This is a genomic window from Microvirga sp. GN3 (genome assembly GCF_055792825.1).
Genome location: NZ_JBVVAK010000043.1, coordinates 25377 through 40771, shown reverse-complemented (window position 1 = coordinate 40771; position 15395 = coordinate 25377). Strand labels below are relative to the sequence as shown.

The 15395-nt window shown below is 62.5% G+C and carries 12 protein-coding genes; 7 read left to right on the top strand and 5 right to left on the bottom strand.

The window, feature by feature from the left end; genetic code table 11:
• Positions 1 to 10 precede the first annotated feature (10 nt).
• Positions 11 to 184, top strand: coding sequence for a hypothetical protein (locus ACS5Q1_RS20635; RefSeq protein WP_473099936.1), 174 nt, complete (start codon positions 11 to 13; stop codon positions 182 to 184).
• A gap of 68 nt (positions 185 to 252) precedes the next feature.
• On the opposite strand, the gene ACS5Q1_RS20630 is transcribed toward ACS5Q1_RS20635, so the two are convergent.
• The 5 genes from ACS5Q1_RS20630 to ACS5Q1_RS20610 form a co-directional block, all read right to left on the bottom strand.
• Positions 253 to 2964, bottom strand: coding sequence for an SH3 domain-containing protein (locus ACS5Q1_RS20630; protein ID WP_473099935.1), 2712 nt, complete (start codon positions 2962 to 2964; stop codon positions 253 to 255).
• A 75-nt stretch (positions 2965 to 3039) separates the two neighbouring features.
• Positions 3040 to 3693 carry a hypothetical protein gene (locus tag ACS5Q1_RS20625; protein WP_473099934.1) on the bottom strand — a complete coding sequence of 218 codons (654 nt, stop codon included), beginning with the start codon at positions 3691 to 3693 and terminating at the stop codon, positions 3040 to 3042.
• A gap of 359 nt (positions 3694 to 4052) precedes the next feature.
• Positions 4053 to 4952 carry a DMT family transporter gene (locus ACS5Q1_RS20620; protein WP_473099933.1) on the bottom strand — a complete coding sequence of 300 codons (900 nt, stop codon included), beginning with the start codon at positions 4950 to 4952 and terminating at the stop codon, positions 4053 to 4055.
• Positions 4953 to 4960: 8 nt separating this feature from the next.
• The gene (locus ACS5Q1_RS20615; RefSeq protein WP_473099932.1) at positions 4961 to 7357 is read right to left on the bottom strand and encodes a PIG-L family deacetylase; all 2397 of its coding nucleotides are present in this window, start codon (positions 7355 to 7357) and stop codon (positions 4961 to 4963) included.
• Positions 7347 to 8600 carry an ROK family transcriptional regulator gene (locus ACS5Q1_RS20610; RefSeq protein ID WP_473099931.1) on the bottom strand — a complete coding sequence of 418 codons (1254 nt, stop codon included), beginning with the start codon at positions 8598 to 8600 and terminating at the stop codon, positions 7347 to 7349. The genes ACS5Q1_RS20615 and ACS5Q1_RS20610 overlap by 11 nt, the downstream gene beginning before the upstream one ends.
• Before the next feature lie 167 nt (positions 8601 to 8767).
• Between ACS5Q1_RS20610 and ACS5Q1_RS20605 the strand changes: the two genes are divergently transcribed.
• From ACS5Q1_RS20605 to ACS5Q1_RS20580, 6 genes are read left to right on the top strand one after another with little or no spacing between them, the layout of a single operon-like run.
• Positions 8768 to 10021 (top strand): extracellular solute-binding protein, encoded by a 1254-nt coding sequence (locus ACS5Q1_RS20605; protein WP_473099930.1) that lies wholly within the window; start codon positions 8768 to 8770, stop codon positions 10019 to 10021.
• A gap of 25 nt (positions 10022 to 10046) precedes the next feature.
• Positions 10047 to 10973 carry a carbohydrate ABC transporter permease gene (locus tag ACS5Q1_RS20600; protein WP_473099929.1) on the top strand — a complete coding sequence of 309 codons (927 nt, stop codon included), beginning with the start codon at positions 10047 to 10049 and terminating at the stop codon, positions 10971 to 10973.
• A complete protein-coding gene (locus tag ACS5Q1_RS20595; RefSeq protein WP_473099928.1) occupies positions 10973 to 11830 on the top strand; it encodes a carbohydrate ABC transporter permease in 858 nt (285 codons plus the stop codon). Before ACS5Q1_RS20600 ends, ACS5Q1_RS20595 begins: the two co-directional genes overlap by 1 nt.
• 5 nt (positions 11831 to 11835) lie before the next feature.
• Positions 11836 to 13344, top strand: coding sequence for an argininosuccinate lyase (gene argH, locus ACS5Q1_RS20590; protein WP_473099927.1), 1509 nt, complete (start codon positions 11836 to 11838; stop codon positions 13342 to 13344).
• Positions 13344 to 14414 carry an ABC transporter ATP-binding protein gene (locus ACS5Q1_RS20585; RefSeq protein ID WP_473099926.1) on the top strand — a complete coding sequence of 357 codons (1071 nt, stop codon included), beginning with the start codon at positions 13344 to 13346 and terminating at the stop codon, positions 14412 to 14414. Before argH ends, ACS5Q1_RS20585 begins: the two co-directional genes overlap by 1 nt.
• Positions 14411 to 15307, top strand: coding sequence for a carbohydrate kinase family protein (locus ACS5Q1_RS20580; protein ID WP_473099925.1), 897 nt, complete (start codon positions 14411 to 14413; stop codon positions 15305 to 15307). Before ACS5Q1_RS20585 ends, ACS5Q1_RS20580 begins: the two co-directional genes overlap by 4 nt.
• Positions 15308 to 15395: the final 88 nt, after the last annotated feature.

Sequence of the window (15395 nt, the reverse complement as noted above, 5' to 3'; positions counted from 1 at the left end):
CGTGATCTGGATGCCGGTGAAAGAATTCCGCATTGGCGTCGAGGCGCTTTACATCAGGGTCGATCCGCGCGAGCGCGTGGCCGTTCCACTGACAACGGCTTCCGGCGATCCGACGGGAACCTTCCGGTCAACCGGATCGGAAGATACGTGGGAAGGCCGTCTGCGCGTCCAGCGCGACTTCTGAATGTTCGATGTGAGCGAACAGATTGTGAGATCGTGTGGACAAGTGACTCCGCTTGTCCGCAAAATGCTTTAGCGACGTCCTCCTCGTCCGCCCCCGAAGCCTCCGCCGCGCCCGCCTCCCCCGAATCCGCCTCGCGGACCCATGCTCCGTGATGGCCCAAAGGATGCCGAACGGGAGAACTGCGCCGGCGGCCGGGAAAACTGGCGGCTCGCCATCTGACGCTGATTGCCGACATGACGGGCTTGGACGTCACGCATGACGTTCGACGGCAGCTGCTGGCGGGCTGCGGGACGCTGTGCAGCAGGTCGCTGTGCCTGAGCCGGACGCTCCCGTGTCGCCTGCCGCTGTTGCGTTGCCGGACGCTGCTGGGGCGTCTGGCGCTGCTGCGCACGCTCGCGGATTGCATCGCGGTCGGCAGCGTCCCGCCGAACCTGCTCACCGCCACTCAGGCGCTGACCGAGTGCCGCGCCCGCCGCACCGGCGGCTCCGGCTCCAGCGAGACCTCTCAGCGCCTCTCCGCCGCCCCGCTCCTGGAACCGCTCGCGCGCCTCCGGCGAAAGGCCTTCGCGCCCCTCGCCGCGCTGGAGCAGGTCTCCGCGTTCCGGCCGCGCTACATCCTGCCAGCCACCATCGTAGCGCTGCCAGCCATCCCCGGTGTTGCGATAGACATTGCCGTCGCGACCGGCATAGAGGTCGCCACGCCGGCCCTCGCGGACGAAGCCCTGGCCGTTGGACGTGTTCCAGCGCAGCGACGAGCCGCCTGCCACGTTGTCGCGCGCCGTCACCCGCGCCCATTCGGACCCGCGCTTCACGCCGGCCGATTTCCACGCGCCGTAGACATTGCGACCGCCCGCGACAAACCCGCCTCCGTCCGTGCGTGGATTATACGCACCGACAAATCCAGCCGAGCCGCGCGGCCCCCAGGCTGCTCCTGCACGGGCATAGGTGCCGATACCTGGATTCCAAGCCCGCGCCCCCGCAATCCCACGATAGGGACCATAGGCATAGCCATAGCGGCCATACATGCCCCGGACCGGATTGTAGTAGGCCCCGAGGCCCCAAGTGGCCGGCCGTGGATAATAGATCGGGTAACCGTAGCCGGCCCAATTGTACCAATACGGCGGATAGGCCCAGCCGGTCCCGTAGACATAGGTGCCCCAGGCCGGGAAGCCGTAGAGGTAGCCCATGGTGTAGCTGTACCAGACCGCATCGGGCTCGGTATCGTACACGCGCACATAGGTGGCATTGTAGACAGGGGAGGATGGCGGGATCTGGTAGATCGCTTCCGGTACTTCACGGGCAATCTGCCACGGGCCGTTCGGATTGTTGGCCACGAACCACACGCCATCCTGCAGCAGGAAGTAGCGCTCTCCGACCTTGATCACGGTCTCGGTCGTGTTCGTCGCATAGGCAAGATCGGTTGTTTCGATCGGCGCGAACTGAGCGTCTCCGGCATAGGCGATCGTTGGCGTGATCGAGCCGGTCTCGACCCGTGCCGTCGTGGGAATGCTGGCCTTCAGCCGCGCCTCCTCGCTCTCCGAGGTTCCCGGCACGGATGAGCGCACGGCATAATAGGGCGCGTCTTCCGGGATATTGCGAAAATCCGCCGGCAGGTCAGGGGTGGCAAACGTCCACGGCCCATCCAGCGTCGTCGCGCGGAACCAGCGGCCGGACAGGAGCACGTACCACTGCTTCCCGGTCTTGTCGAAAAACACGTCGGACTCGCTGTTCGACGCCCATTGGAGCGCCGTCCCGGGAACATCCTGGAGAGCGGGCTCACCCTCGAACAGGATCAGCTCGGCTGGCTTGCCCGTGGTGATCACCTTCGGCATGGCACCGCCGGTGTAGGCCTCGGGCGGCATGGCGCCGCGAGCATCCGCCCAGTTGCCGTCGTCCGGCAGGTCCTTCAGCAGTGCGGGCAGTTCGGACACCGATGTCCACGGACCCGTCATGGCGCTCGCGCTCAGCCAATGTGTGTCGTCGCGCAGATAGAGGGCGCCACCGTCATCGATGCGGAAGAGATCCCAGTTCGTATTGACCACGAAGGAGAGCCCTGCCTTGCCCTTGACCGGCGCATAGGCAGTCTCACCATCGGTCTGCAGCAGGATCGCCGGAGATTTCGACACGAAGATCGGCGGCGGGTCGGCCTTAAGCCCCTGCACGTCGGTCATGCGCTTCTGTTCGGCGAGACTTGCCGTTATACGTGTCTCCGATACCGTGATCGGGCCTGTCGGCAGAATCTTGCCGGTCTCGACCGCAAGCGCCGCCAGTTCGTCGCGGCCGAGCCCCGAGAAGTTCAACTCGGTAACGGTGACGTCGGTGATCACGACCTCACCGGCATCCTCGTCATAGGACGTCTTGCCCTTCAGTCCGATCACGCCGAACACCGGGTTGGCCTCGGGTGTTCTCAGGAATTGAGCCGCCACCAGTGCCTCAATGGACTTGAAGTCGTTCCATTCGGTGAACTGTGGCTGATAGAAGATCATGCGCCCCTTGCCGGTCTCGTACGACCGCGGCCAATCCTCGGATTCCTTGTTCTCCTGGAGGTAACGGCCGCTGACGAAGCCGCTTCGTCCATCCACGGTGATGGCGCACCAGCTTCCCGCATCCTCGCAATCGCCGATATCGACGGCAGTGCCGGCCGGAAGGGTGCGAAGGGAGGAAAACTGCGTTCCCGGGCCTGAGCGGAAGTTGACGCTGGTCGTGGTGACGCCTGGAGCTGCAAGTCCCGGCACCGTGGTGACGATTGGGACGAGCGCGAGCGCGATGATCCTTCTCATCGGTAATCAGTCCTCCCGGTATCGGCCGGCTTCCGCGAAATCACCGAAGGGATGACCCTTCGCGACCGGCAGCCTTCAATAATTGCAGACCTGTTGTCGCCGAATGACGACCCGTCCATATGCATTGACGACACGGCGACGGACCCAATAGCAGTCCTCGGCGGCCGCCACGTCGTACGGATAAGCGCCGTAGTACGGGTAATTGTAGCCATATCCGTAATATGGGTAGCTCAAAGCGCCGAGCGTCAGTCCTGCGGCCAGTAATCCGCCGTAATACGGATAGCCACGATAGTAGTTGCCATAATAGTTGCGATAATACGGGTAGCGGCCGTAGTTGCCCCGGTAGTAGGGCCGATAGGCACCTCCGACGCGGCCGTAATACGGGCCTCGGGCGCCAAAGCCGGGCCTCCCGATGGCGGCCATGCGAAAATCCCCTCGACCGGGCCGAGGAGCCGCAATTGCGCCGGTACGGAAACCGCCGCCTCCGATCGCGACTCGGGAACCACCCATCCCTCCTCGAGGAATGAACATTCGTTGGCCTCCGCCGAAGTTGCCACCTCTGAAGGCGGCGCCACCGCCACGGAAACCTCCACCTCCGCCGAAACCACCGCCGCCGATACGGGCGCCAGCGCCGCCGCCGCGGCCGCCGAACCGCTGAGCGTAAGCGTCACCCGGAATGAGAAGAGCGCTCACTGCGAGAGCGCAGATAGCCAAGAGAGTCCCGTTCACCGCCATCCTCCCTTTCGCCAGTTCGTGCACCCAAGGCATGAGCCCGGGAGTACAAGGAGGACATATTGTGATCACTTCCGGCGATCTTGCTTGATCGTTTGGGACAAGCACTTGGCATTTTTGACGAACGGAATGGCGTGAGCCCTGCATGGCAAATAAGTGGGGCCGGGGTGTTGTGGGCGGGCCTCCCGGACCAGACGCAGCGGAGGCCGGCACTTGACCATAGGGGCGGGTTGGCATGCCCCGAGCAGGGCTTCAGCTTGTTCGCAGATCAACGCAAACATCAACAGCGATCTTTCTCCCAAGCTCAGGTGCGGCAGCCCTGGCTGGGATAAGAAAAGTCACTTCAATGAAGCCTTCTACGCCTCTTTCCTGTTCACGAGCCAGCGCTCAGTGGGCGTGGCCAGTACCGTGGTCAGGACCACGATGGCGGCGCCAATGCCGAGGGACAGGGACGGGATCTCGCCAAAGTAGATCCAGCCTGCGAAGCCCGAAAAGAGGATCGACAGATAACCGATCGGTGCAAGGAGGCGCGCTTCCTGCTTCTGATAGGCCTGCAGCCAGCAATATTGGCCGAGCTGCGCCAAGACGCCGATGAGGATGATGTTCGGTGCCGCACTCCACGGGATCGGCACCCAGACGAATGCAGCGGGGATCAATGTCAGGATCATCAGACCGACCGTATAGAAGAGCATCAGGATGACAGTATTTTCGCCGGCAAGCCGCCTTGTCTGAACGACGGCGAGGGAGCCGAAGAAGACCGATCCGAAAGCTGCGAGAAGCCCCATGTTCCACGGAATCGCATCCGGCTGCACCATGATGATGACGCCGAGAAAGCCGAGTGCCGTGAAAACATAGCGCGTCCGGCTCACGCTCTCTCCCAGCATGATCGCCGCCATCACCAGCAGCATGAGCGGCCGGCTGAATCCGATGGCAGTGACCAGAGCCAGAGGCAAAGCAGCAAAGGCCGCGAAATTGAGGGTCAGCGCGGCGGAGTTGAAGGCGACGCGGGCGAGATGGCCGCGAATGTTCGACAGGTCCGTCAGCTTCTTGCGATGGCGCCACACCAGCGGCGCCACCGAGATAAACCCGACGAGCGAGCGCAGAAAGACCAATTGCACGGCCGGATAGGTCTCGCCCTCGGCCTTGACGATGGCCTGCATGGTCGTGACCAGGGCCATGTCGAGCAACAGCCATCCTGCGCTGATCCACAGAGGAACAGGAGGCGCGCTCGACCTGCTTTCCGGCTCAGGTTCCATGTCCTCTGTCAGACAGGCTGAACGAGATTCGCTAGAAGGCGGAAGGCACCGGGCACGAGTTTGTCCAACTGATGATGCAGCACGAGCGCCACATGCGTGTGCCGCCCTCGACCGATGCGGGCCGAAATCAGCGAACCTTTCAGCGGATTCTCGCCCGGATCGTTGAGCGACAAAAGCTCTTCATATGCAGGGTCGTAATCGGCCGCGAAATAGAGTCCCCTCTCCTTGTCCCAGCCCTGCCAGTCACTCGACTCAATCTTGTTCGGAGAGGTCAGCAGAGGATTATCCGGCTCCAGAACCGTCACTGGAGCGGATGGATCGGTGACGCGCCACCGCAGCGACGGCGAGCCGATAGCGAGGCGGCGAGGCGGCGTCCGATCCGGATCCCAGCCATCCGTCGGGCGATGGTAGAGCGTCACCAGATGGCCGCCCTCTTTCACGAACCGGTGCAAGCGGCCCATCGCAGCCTGCAGGTCGCGCCTCAAGCCGAACGCGAAGATGCCGATGACGATGGTGGTGTAATCGGAAAGGGAACCTGCCTTCAGATCCGCCTCTGTCAGATCCGTCACATCGAGCCCGAGATGGCGCATATGCGTTCCGACATTGTCGCTGCCGCCGCCGACATATCCGATGCGCGCGCCTTTTGGCAGAGCTACATCAAGGGCCAGAACTTTCAGCTCAGCCGGTGCAATGAACGCGGTCGGCCGGATGTGCGGATAGGCGATGGTCCGAATGGTGCTAGCCGGCCTGCCGTCGAGGATCGGGGTAAGGGTTGAAACGCCGGGATTTATCTCACGCGGCGGGTCGATCATCCAATCGTTGTCCTGACGCCGGATGGTCCAGCCCTGCGGCACCTGCCAGTTGGTCGGCTCCGCCCCCAATGTCTGGACCCGGATGCCGGATGCCGGTGCATCGGTCCTCACGATCACGACGGCCGGATCGAGCGACAGGGACTGTTGCGGGCCGATCCTCAGAGGCTCTTCGGGATCCAGATCTATCGTGACTGTGCGGCCGTGGATCTCGCCGGAGACGCGAAGGCCGACCGGGCCATTGCCGCCCATGGGATCGAAGGCTGCCGGATACTGTCCTGTGTAAGAGGTCGCTTCAGGGATCGCGATCGTATAGCGAACATGTCCCGGTTCGCGGGAAATCTCGGCCGCCTCGATCCCATCGGGAAGCCACGGCACGATTGTTAGTCTCTTAAAATCGGTCACATCGATGGCCACATCCAGGTCGACCTGCGCTCCCGGATGCGCTGCTCCGTGGAAGATTGCTCTTGCCGTCTTCGCATTCGCTTCGAAGATCACCGCATCGATTTCGCGCAGCTTGCGGTCGAGACGATGCCCAAGCAGATCGTTGGCCGAGCGATCCATGCTCGTCTGTGCTTCCTCAATTAACCGTGCCGCATGACTGAGCGCCTCACTGATTACCTTGCGATCGGGGAACGCCGCGATGGCTGCATCGATGCGCTCCTGAGCATCCCGCAGAGCAGCGCCCGCCTTCTCCGTCAGACCCGGCGTGCCGGCAAGATCGCGAAGGTTCGTAGGCAGGTGATCGCGGACGTCGCGCTCGTGGTCCGGCGAAGCATCAGCCTGGAGTTTTAGATGAAGGCTCCATTGATCGGTCGGATTGTCGCGCCATACGCCCATGCCCTGCGAAGCGTGCGCTTCGCGCGACCATTCGCCGAGCTGCTTGTATGCCAGGCCGGTCACCGGATCTCCGCCGACAACCTGAATGCTGAGCGTTGCGGGCGGCGGAGGCACCTCGTCATCGTAGGCATAGCCAGCGCCCGACCATGCCGGCAGATAGAACTTCGAAACCTGCCACGACGTGAGGCCGCGTTCCGCATGTTCCGGATAGGCCGCAGGATCGGCCGCCAAAGCCAACGCGGTTTCGGCGGCACGGGTCATCGCGCGGTGATGGCCATGCTGTCCCGGCACGTCTAGGAAGGTGGGAATCACGATGTCGGGCCGATACTGGCGATAGGCCCGCACGAGCCGCTCAATGATCCGTTGCTCGCTCCACCGCCGAAGGGTGTCGTCGCCGCTTTTGGAGAATCCGAAATCGTGAACCGGATCGTCCGGTCCATGGCCGAGCCAAGCCACATCGGCATCGATGCGGCGAGCGGCCTCCTCCATCTCGGCGGTTCTTAAAGCCCCGAGCGCGCCACCCCGCTCCGGCCCGAGCGCATTCTGACCGCCCTCACCCCGGGTCGAACACGCAACCACGATCCGCATACCATAGGCAAAGCGCATGGCTGCCAATAGGCCGTTCATCTCGTCGTCCGGGTGCGCTCCCGTATTCATCACGGTCAGCACAGATGGGAGCCGGCTCAAGGCACGGTGCAGGCGGACCAGGGCCGGCTGATGAACGGCGCGGGCAAGGCGGCTATGGTCATCCAGCAAGAGAAATCTCCTCGTTCGGTTGGTCACGTCGGGCTGCATGGGCGGTATCGAGACGCGGGGTCATCGTTTCCAGGAGCGGCAGGGCGGCAGCGCCGAGCGCTGCCGTGAGGCGGCCGGTGCGCCCATGGATCAGGCGGGCCTCGCTCCGGTTCCTGCGCCGCGCGACCGACAGGGGAAGCGGCTGCATGGCCTGCACGAGATCCTCCAGCAGACCCGGCGGAAGAACGCCGCCAAGGACGATGGCCTCCGGATCGAAGAGGTTTTCGAGCATGGCGACCTGAGGCGCCAGATAGCCGGCCGCTTCCTCGATCCACATTAGGACGACGGGATGCTTCTCGCGATGAAGGCGTTCCAGATCCGCGTATTCCACTCCGTGGATGCCAGCCTTTGCCGATTGCTGCGCGAGGGAATGGAACGAGGCATAGGCTTCAAGGCAGCCATGCTGGCCGCATGAGCAGAGGCGTCCGCCTTTCTCGACCAGCACATGCCCGATCTCGCCCGCATTGCCGTTCGCCCCGCGAAACGGCCGGCCGTCGATCATGATGCCTAGGCCCAACCCTTGCCCGAAATAAATCAGGCAGAAATTCTTCAGGTCCTTGGCTGCGCCGTGCAGGCGCTCGCCGACGGCAGCGGCGGTGGCGTCGTTCTCCAACGTAATGGGGACATCCAGCATGTCGCCGATACTGGCGACCGCGTCGAAGTCCAGCCACCCGGACAAGGTCGTCGGCCCGACCGACGTCATGCCCTCGACGTTGAACGGACCGGGCATCACGACTCCGACGCCGAGGAGTTGCGGCACGGGCGACTTCAATTGCGCCTGCGCGGCTTCGATTTCGGCCTTGATGACGGGAAGCACCGTTTCGGGATCGTTGCGCGGAATCGGGACGCTCCGCTGGGCGCGGACACGACCGCCGATATCGACCAGAAGCGTGGAAACATGGTCGGCCGCGATCTCGATTCCGGCAGTCATTCCGCCATTCGGATTGACGGCGAACTGGATCGGCGGCAGGCCGCGGCCTGCCCTGAGCCGTCCGGTCCTGATCAGCAACCCATCGGCGACGAGATCCTCGACGATGTTCGAGACGGCCTGGGTGCTTAAGTGCGCATGGCGCGAAATTTCCATTCGCCCGACCGGCCCAAGCTGACGCACCACATCCAGCACAACACGCCGGTTGTGGGAGCGATTCCGCTCCGGATTGCTTCCGATCGTCGATGGCGTCCCGGCTTTGGCTTTTCTCGGCATCTCCACCACTCCGTGCACAGGACGATGAACCGGAGCAATGAATAACTCAAGTGAATTATCTTATTGACAGTCTCATGACTCTAAGGGAGCCTTGGCCCCGGAACGGCCCTTTCGAAGGCCGCACCAGAGAAATGTCGGCGCCCCGCGCCAGAAGAATGGAGAGGGATATGCGTTTTCGTCACATGCTTGCGAGCGTCGCCCTAGGCGTCGTCACCTTGGCCACCTCCGGCGCGAAGGCCGTCGAGATCGAATACTGGCAGTATGTCTTTGACACACGTGTCAAGGCGATGACCCAGCTGATCGCGAAGTTCCAGGAGGCCAATCCGGACATCAAGGTCAAGCAGACCACCTTCCCCTATGCCGACTACCAGACGAAGGTCGCTGCTGCGATTCTCGCCGGTCAGGGACCGGATGTGGTGCAGCTCTTCTATGGCTGGACCGACAATTTCATCGCCGGCAAGATGATCCGTCCTCTGCGTGCTGAGGCTTTCCCGGCCGCGAATATCGAACGCGATTTCTTCCCGATCGTGAGCGCCATGAAGCGCGGCAACGACTATTACGGCCTGCCGACCGCTGTGCGGTCTCTCGCGCTCTTCTACAACAAGAAGGCCTTCAAGGACGCCGGCCTCGATCCCAACAATCCGCCCAAGACGCTCGAGGAGCTTGTCGCCGCCGCTGAGAAAACCACCAAGCGCGACGGCAGCGGCAACATCACCTCCGCCGGCATGACGCTCGACATGGGCGGGCAGGATCACCAATGGTGGCGCGAAGTCCTGATCCGCCAGTTCGGCGGCGTTCCCTACACGGAGAACGACACGAAGGTAGCCTACAACGACGAGGCAGGCCTGAAGGCCCTCACCTTCTACACGGACCTGCAGAAGAAGCATAAGGTTGGCCAGACGGGCTTCATGGACGAGGGCCAGGCTGCCTTCCGCGCGGGCCTTGCCGCCATGACCATCGACGGCACGTTCCGTCTCGGCTCCTTCGGCACGATCAAAAGCTTCGAATGGGGCGTGACCGAACTTCCCGCCAACGCCCAGGGCGTGCGCAGCAACTATGCGAGCTATTTCGCCAATGCAATCACCACGAAGGCGGAGGGTGAGAAGCTTGCGGCGGCCGAGAAGTTCCTGACCTACGTCTCCTCGCCGGAAGCCATGAAGATCTGGATGGAGGTCGTGGGCGAATTGCCGGCACGGCGCGCTGCGGCTCTCACGCCCGAGAACGCCGCTCATCCGATCTACGGTCCGTTCCTCAAGGGGCTGGAATACGCCCACACGACCCTGTTCAAGGATGAGGCAGCCCAGCGTCAGGTCGCCATCGACATGGCCAACCGTGTCCTGATCGGCGGCGTGGATCCGAAGACCTCGCTCGCCAAGGCAGCCGAAGCCGAACAGGCGATTCTCGACCGCGCCAAGCGCTGAGCCATAGCCCGCGAGGATCGAACCAATGTCCGTTGTCGCACATCGAGAGGCCGCCTCCGGCGGCCTCTGGTCGAGGATGAGCCTCGGCCAGAAACAGGTGATATGGGCGTGGGGCTTCCTCGCGGTTCCGCTGATCTTCTATGTGGTGATCCGATTCTGGCCCACCTTCCAGGCCTTCTACCTGTCCGTCACCGACTGGACCATCACGAAGCCCGCCTCCTTCGTCGGTCTGGAGAACTACACGAGGCTGTTTGCGGATCCCCTCTTCTGGCAGGTGTTCCGCAACACCTTCCTGTACCTGATCCTCGGCACGCCAATCAGCCTGCTGATCTCGTTCGTCGTGGCCTATTATCTCGACCGGGTGCGGTTCATGCACTCGTTCATCCGCGCGCTGTACTTCCTGCCGTTTCTGACGACGGCAGCCGCGATGGCATGGGTGTGGCGCTGGTTCTACCAGCCCGTGCCCATCGGCGTAATCAATGACATCCTCGCTGGCTTCGGCATTCCGCAGCAGCCGTTCCTGCGCTCGACCACGCAGGCCTTGCCTGCGGTTCTCGCGCCGGCTGTCTGGGCCGGCCTCGGCTTCCAGATCATCATCTTCCTCGCCGGATTGCGGGCCATTCCGGTGACCTATTACGAGGCCGCACGGATCGACGGCCTGTCGGAAGGCGCGATCCTGCGCAAGATCACCATTCCGCTGCTCAAGCCGACCCTCGTCTTCCTGGTCGTGTTCTCGTCCATCGGCTTCCTGCGTATCTTTGATCAGGTCTACAACATCAACACCAACGATCCAGGCGGTCCGCTGAATTCGACCAAGCCGCTCGTGCTGATGATCTATCAGACGGCCTTCAGCTCCTACGAGATGGGATACGCAGCCGCCCAGACGGTCGTCCTGTTCGTCATCCTGCTCGTGATCTCCCTCGTCCAACTGCGCATCATGAGAGACCGCTGATGACCCAGGTCGCATCGTCCCACAGATCGGCTCTGCCCATGTCGCGGATCAGGCCCGGCAAGGTTGTCGCCTGGACGCTCCTGTTCATCGGCGGCGTCATCATGGTGACGCCCCTCCTCTTCATGCTGTCGACATCCCTCAAGGACGCTTCGCAGGTCTACGATCTGCGCGCCATCCCGGCAGCGCCGACCCTCGACAACTATATCGAGATCCTGGGCGACGGGCGCTTCACACGCTGGTTCATCAATTCGATGATCGTGGCAGTGATCGTCACCCTCTCGAACGTCTTCTTCGACAGTCTCGTCGGCTACACGCTGGCAAAGTTCAAGTTCCGCGGCCGGTACATCGTTTTCATCGCCATCCTGTCCACGCTGATGATCCCGACCGAGATGCTGGTCCTGCCCTGGTATCTCATGGCGAGCCAGTTCGGATGGCTCGACAGCTATTGGGGGATCATGTTCCCGGGCATGATGACGGCCTTCGGCACCTTCCTGATGAAGCAGTTCTTCGAGGGCGTGCCGGATGACTTCCTGGAAGCGGCGAGGATCGACGGCCTGAATGAATTCACCATCTGGTGGAAGATCGCCATGCCGCTCGTAACCCCTGCCCTGTCGGCTCTCGCGATATTCACATTTCTTGGCAACTGGACGGCTTTCTTCTGGCCGCTCATCGTGACGACGAGCGCAGAGCTCTACACGTTGCCGGTCGGGCTCTCTAGCTTCGCGGTCGAGCAATCCATACAGTGGGAAAAGATCATGACGGGCGCGAGCATCGCCACCCTTCCCACTCTCATCATCTTCCTGTTCCTCCAACGCTACATCGTCCGCGGCGTGATGCTGGCCGGACTTAAAGGCTGAAGCCGATGAATGCAGGTCCCTTCAACGACACATCCAAATTCCCGGATCCGGTCTACAAGGAGACCGTGCTGCGTCCCCTGTTCGACGGCGCCAAGGATCATCACGTCGAGAGCTTCCGCCTCATCGACCGGGCGCATCTCGTCATGCTCCACGAGACCGGGATCCTGACCATCGAGCAGGCCCGGTCCATCGCTCAGGCTCTCGAAGCCATTGATCGCGAAGTCGATGTGAGCAGCCTGACCTATACTGGCGAGGTCGAGGACTTCTTCTTCCTCATCGAAAAGCAGCTTCGCGCCCGCCTCGGGCCAGACCTCGCAGGACGCCTGCACACGGCGCGCTCGCGCAACGACATCGACCACACCCTGTTCAAGCTCGGTCTCAAGCATCGCATCGATCCGTTGCTGGAGCGCCTAGTGCATCTGGCCGAGACCCTCGCCGCCGTGGCGGAACGGGAAAGCAGGACACTGATCGTCGCCTATACGCATGGCCAGCCGGCACAACCGACCGTTCTGGGTCATTATCTCTCCGCCGTTCTCGAGACCCTGCTGCGCGACATCGCCCGCCTGGAGGCGGCGCGCGACATCGTCGACCGGAGTCCGATGGGGGCCGCCGCCATCACCACGAGCGGCTTTCCCATCGATCGCGAGTTGATGGCTCATCTGCTCGGCTTCAGCCGGCCATTGCAGAATTCCTACGGTTGCATCGCATCCATCGATTACATCACGTCGACCTATGCGGCCATCGAGCTGATCTTCCTGCATCTCGGCCGCTTCATCCAGGATCTGCAGTTCTGGACGAGCTTCGAGGTCGGGCAGATCTATGTTCCCAATGCCTTCGTGCAGATCTCCTCGATCATGCCGCAGAAGCGCAATCCCGTTCCGATCGAGCATATGCGCCACCTCGCGTCCCAGACTGTAGGACGGGCGCAGGCGATGCTCACGATCATGCACAACACGCCGTTCACCGACATGAACGACAGCGAAGGCGAGAGCCAGGGCTTCGGCTATGGCGCCTTCGAGAGCGGCGGTCGTGTCCTCGATCTGCTCGCAGCGCTGGTTCCATCCCTACGGGTCGATGCCGACAGGGTCCGCCAGAATATCCGCCGCAGCTGCATCACCGTGACGGAACTTGCCGACAGCCTCGTGCGCCTGGAAGGCCTGTCCTTCCGCGAAGCGCACGAGATTGCGGCAGAGGTCGCACGCTCCGTCGTTGCCATCGGCGGGGATATCGCGAGCGATGGATTTGACGCCTTTCAGAAGGCCTTCCAACACTGTGCGGGTCGCGGCACGAGCGTCAATCCGGCCCAGTTCGCCGAAATCGTCTCGGCCGAAAACTTCGTTGCCGTCCGCGACCGGTTCGGCGGACCGGCGCCGAAGGCGCTGTCCCAGGCGATTACCGGTTACAATCAGGAAATTGCAGGCTTTCGGACCCGGATGCAGAACGCGAAGAGCCGCACCGAGGCATCCGCCCAGGACCTTCAATCCCGTTTCAACGCACTGCTCGGAGACCGCTAATGGCGACCATCGAAATCGATCGCCTCGTCAAGAGATATGGGCAGACGGCGGTCGTCCATGGGATCGACCTCGCGATCCAGGACGGCGAGTTCGTCGTTCTGGTCGGCCCCTCGGGATGCGGCAAATCCACAACGCTGCGGATGATCGCCGGTCTTGAGGAGATCAGCGACGGCGAGATCAGGATCGACGGACGCGTCGTCAACGACCTCCAGCCCAAGGACCGGAACATCGCCATGGTGTTCCAGAACTACGCCATCTATCCGCACATGAGCGTGGCCGAGAACATCGCTTTCGGTCTTTACCGCTCGAAGCTCTCGAAGAACGAAAAACGCGCGCGGGTGGAACAGGTCGCACAGACCCTCGGTCTGTCGCATCTCCTGGAGCGCCGTCCCTCGGCCCTGTCGGGCGGCCAGCGCCAGCGCGTCGCCATCGGACGCGCGATGGTCCGCGACCCTGCCGCGTTCCTGTTCGACGAGCCACTGTCCAATCTCGATGCCCAATTGCGTACCCAGATGCGCATCGAGATCAAGCGGCTGCATCATCGGCTTGGTACCACATCCGTGTTCGTGACCCACGATCAGGTCGAAGCCATGACCATGGCCGACAGGATCGTCGTGATGCGCGACGGCAGGATCCTGCAGGTCGGTTCGCCTCTGGAGCTCTACGAAAAGCCGGTCGATGTCTTTACCGCGCGCTTCATCGGCAGCCCGACCATGAATCTTCTTCCGGCCGCATTGAAGGAGGCCCAAGCGAATCTGTCGATTGGCGGCTCCGTCCATGTTCCATCCTTGTCGGCCTCGACCTCCGAGATTCTGGTCGGCGTTCGCCCGCAAGACCTCGCCCCGGCATCATTCGGAATGCCGGGCTTGGCTGTGTCGGGCACCGTCGTCGTCGTGGAAACCCTCGGCTCCGAGACCCTCGTTCATATCGAAAGCGGCAATCAGACCATCATTGGTTCCGCGCCCGGCCGGCAGATTCCAAAAATCGGCGAGCAGCTGACTCTGCATGCTCCGGCGGAGAGACTCTATTATTTCGACAAGGCGACAGAGAAGGCATTGGCTGCCCAATGACCGGGACTTCCCTTAAGCGGAGCAAGGTCCTCTGCCTTGGCCGGATCTATTGCGACATCATCTTCACGGGTCTGCGCGACATGCCGGCGCTTGGTCGCGAGCGCTTTGCCGAGGACGTGACGATCGTCGCGGGCGGTGGCGCCTATATCACCGCGGCGCATCTTGCATCTCTTAGCCGGCCTTCAGCGCTGCTCACACGCCTTGGAACGGACCCTCTCTCAAAGAGCCTCAATCCGGAGCTTGAAGGCAGCGGGATTGATCTCACTTTCGTCGAGCGGTTCCACGACGCCGGGCCTCAGCCGACCGTTGCTCTGGTGAAGGACGGCGAACGGGCCTTCGTGTCCCGCCGCGCCGGCACGTCCCGTCCGGCCTCGCTCGAGAAGGCCCTCTCGGCACCCGAGATCGCGCATTTGCACATCGCGGAATTTGCCACTCTCAAGGACAATCCCGACGTGATCGCCATGGCGAAGGATCGGGGTCTGACGGTCTCGCTCGATCCGAGCTGGGACGATCAACTGATCCGTCAGGATACCGGCTTCTTTGAGGCGTGTACAGGAATCGACGTCTTCCTCCCGAATGTCGAAGAGGGAGAGGCGCTGACCGGCGAAACATCGGTCAAGGCCATCCTGCACGCTCTGCAGCAGCATTTTCCCCTAGTGGTGCTGAAGCGCGGCGAGCATGGCGCCATGGCATCCCATGCGTCGACCTGCGTTTCGGCAGAAGCACTCCCGGTCAAAGTGGTTGATACCACCGGTGCGGGCGACGCTTTCAACGCAGGCTTCCTCCATTCCTGGCTCGGAACCTTCGATCTCGAGAAGAGCCTCGCGGCCGGCATCAAGGCGGGCGCTCTCTCCGTTCAGTCAGCGGGCGGAGTCCCACCACGACAGTTGTAAGAAGAGACCCTCGGACACGGCTCTTGATTGTCTCCATTGAGTCAATCGAAAGTACTGATCTTGCAGGGAGCCTGCCTCTCAGGCTCCT

Bases quoted from the DNA above. Each gene is read 5' to 3' on its own strand.
- ACS5Q1_RS20580 (WP_473099925.1), top strand. From the start codon at position 14,411: ATGACCGGGACTTCCCTTAAGCGGAGCAAGGTCCTCTGCCTTGGCCGG.
- ACS5Q1_RS20610 (WP_473099931.1), bottom strand. From the start codon at position 8,600: ATGCCGAGAAAAGCCAAAGCCGGGACGCCATCGACGATCGGAAGCAAT.
- ACS5Q1_RS20595 (WP_473099928.1), top strand. From the start codon at position 10,973: ATGACCCAGGTCGCATCGTCCCACAGATCGGCTCTGCCCATGTCGCGG.
- ACS5Q1_RS20635 (WP_473099936.1), top strand. From the start codon at position 11: ATGCCGGTGAAAGAATTCCGCATTGGCGTCGAGGCGCTTTACATCAGG.
- ACS5Q1_RS20620 (WP_473099933.1), bottom strand. From the start codon at position 4,952: ATGGAACCTGAGCCGGAAAGCAGGTCGAGCGCGCCTCCTGTTCCTCTG.
- ACS5Q1_RS20605 (WP_473099930.1), top strand. From the start codon at position 8,768: ATGCGTTTTCGTCACATGCTTGCGAGCGTCGCCCTAGGCGTCGTCACC.
- ACS5Q1_RS20600 (WP_473099929.1), top strand. From the start codon at position 10,047: ATGTCCGTTGTCGCACATCGAGAGGCCGCCTCCGGCGGCCTCTGGTCG.
- ACS5Q1_RS20585 (WP_473099926.1), top strand. From the start codon at position 13,344: ATGGCGACCATCGAAATCGATCGCCTCGTCAAGAGATATGGGCAGACG.
- ACS5Q1_RS20630 (WP_473099935.1), bottom strand. From the start codon at position 2,964: ATGAGAAGGATCATCGCGCTCGCGCTCGTCCCAATCGTCACCACGGTG.
- argH (WP_473099927.1), top strand. From the start codon at position 11,836: ATGAATGCAGGTCCCTTCAACGACACATCCAAATTCCCGGATCCGGTC.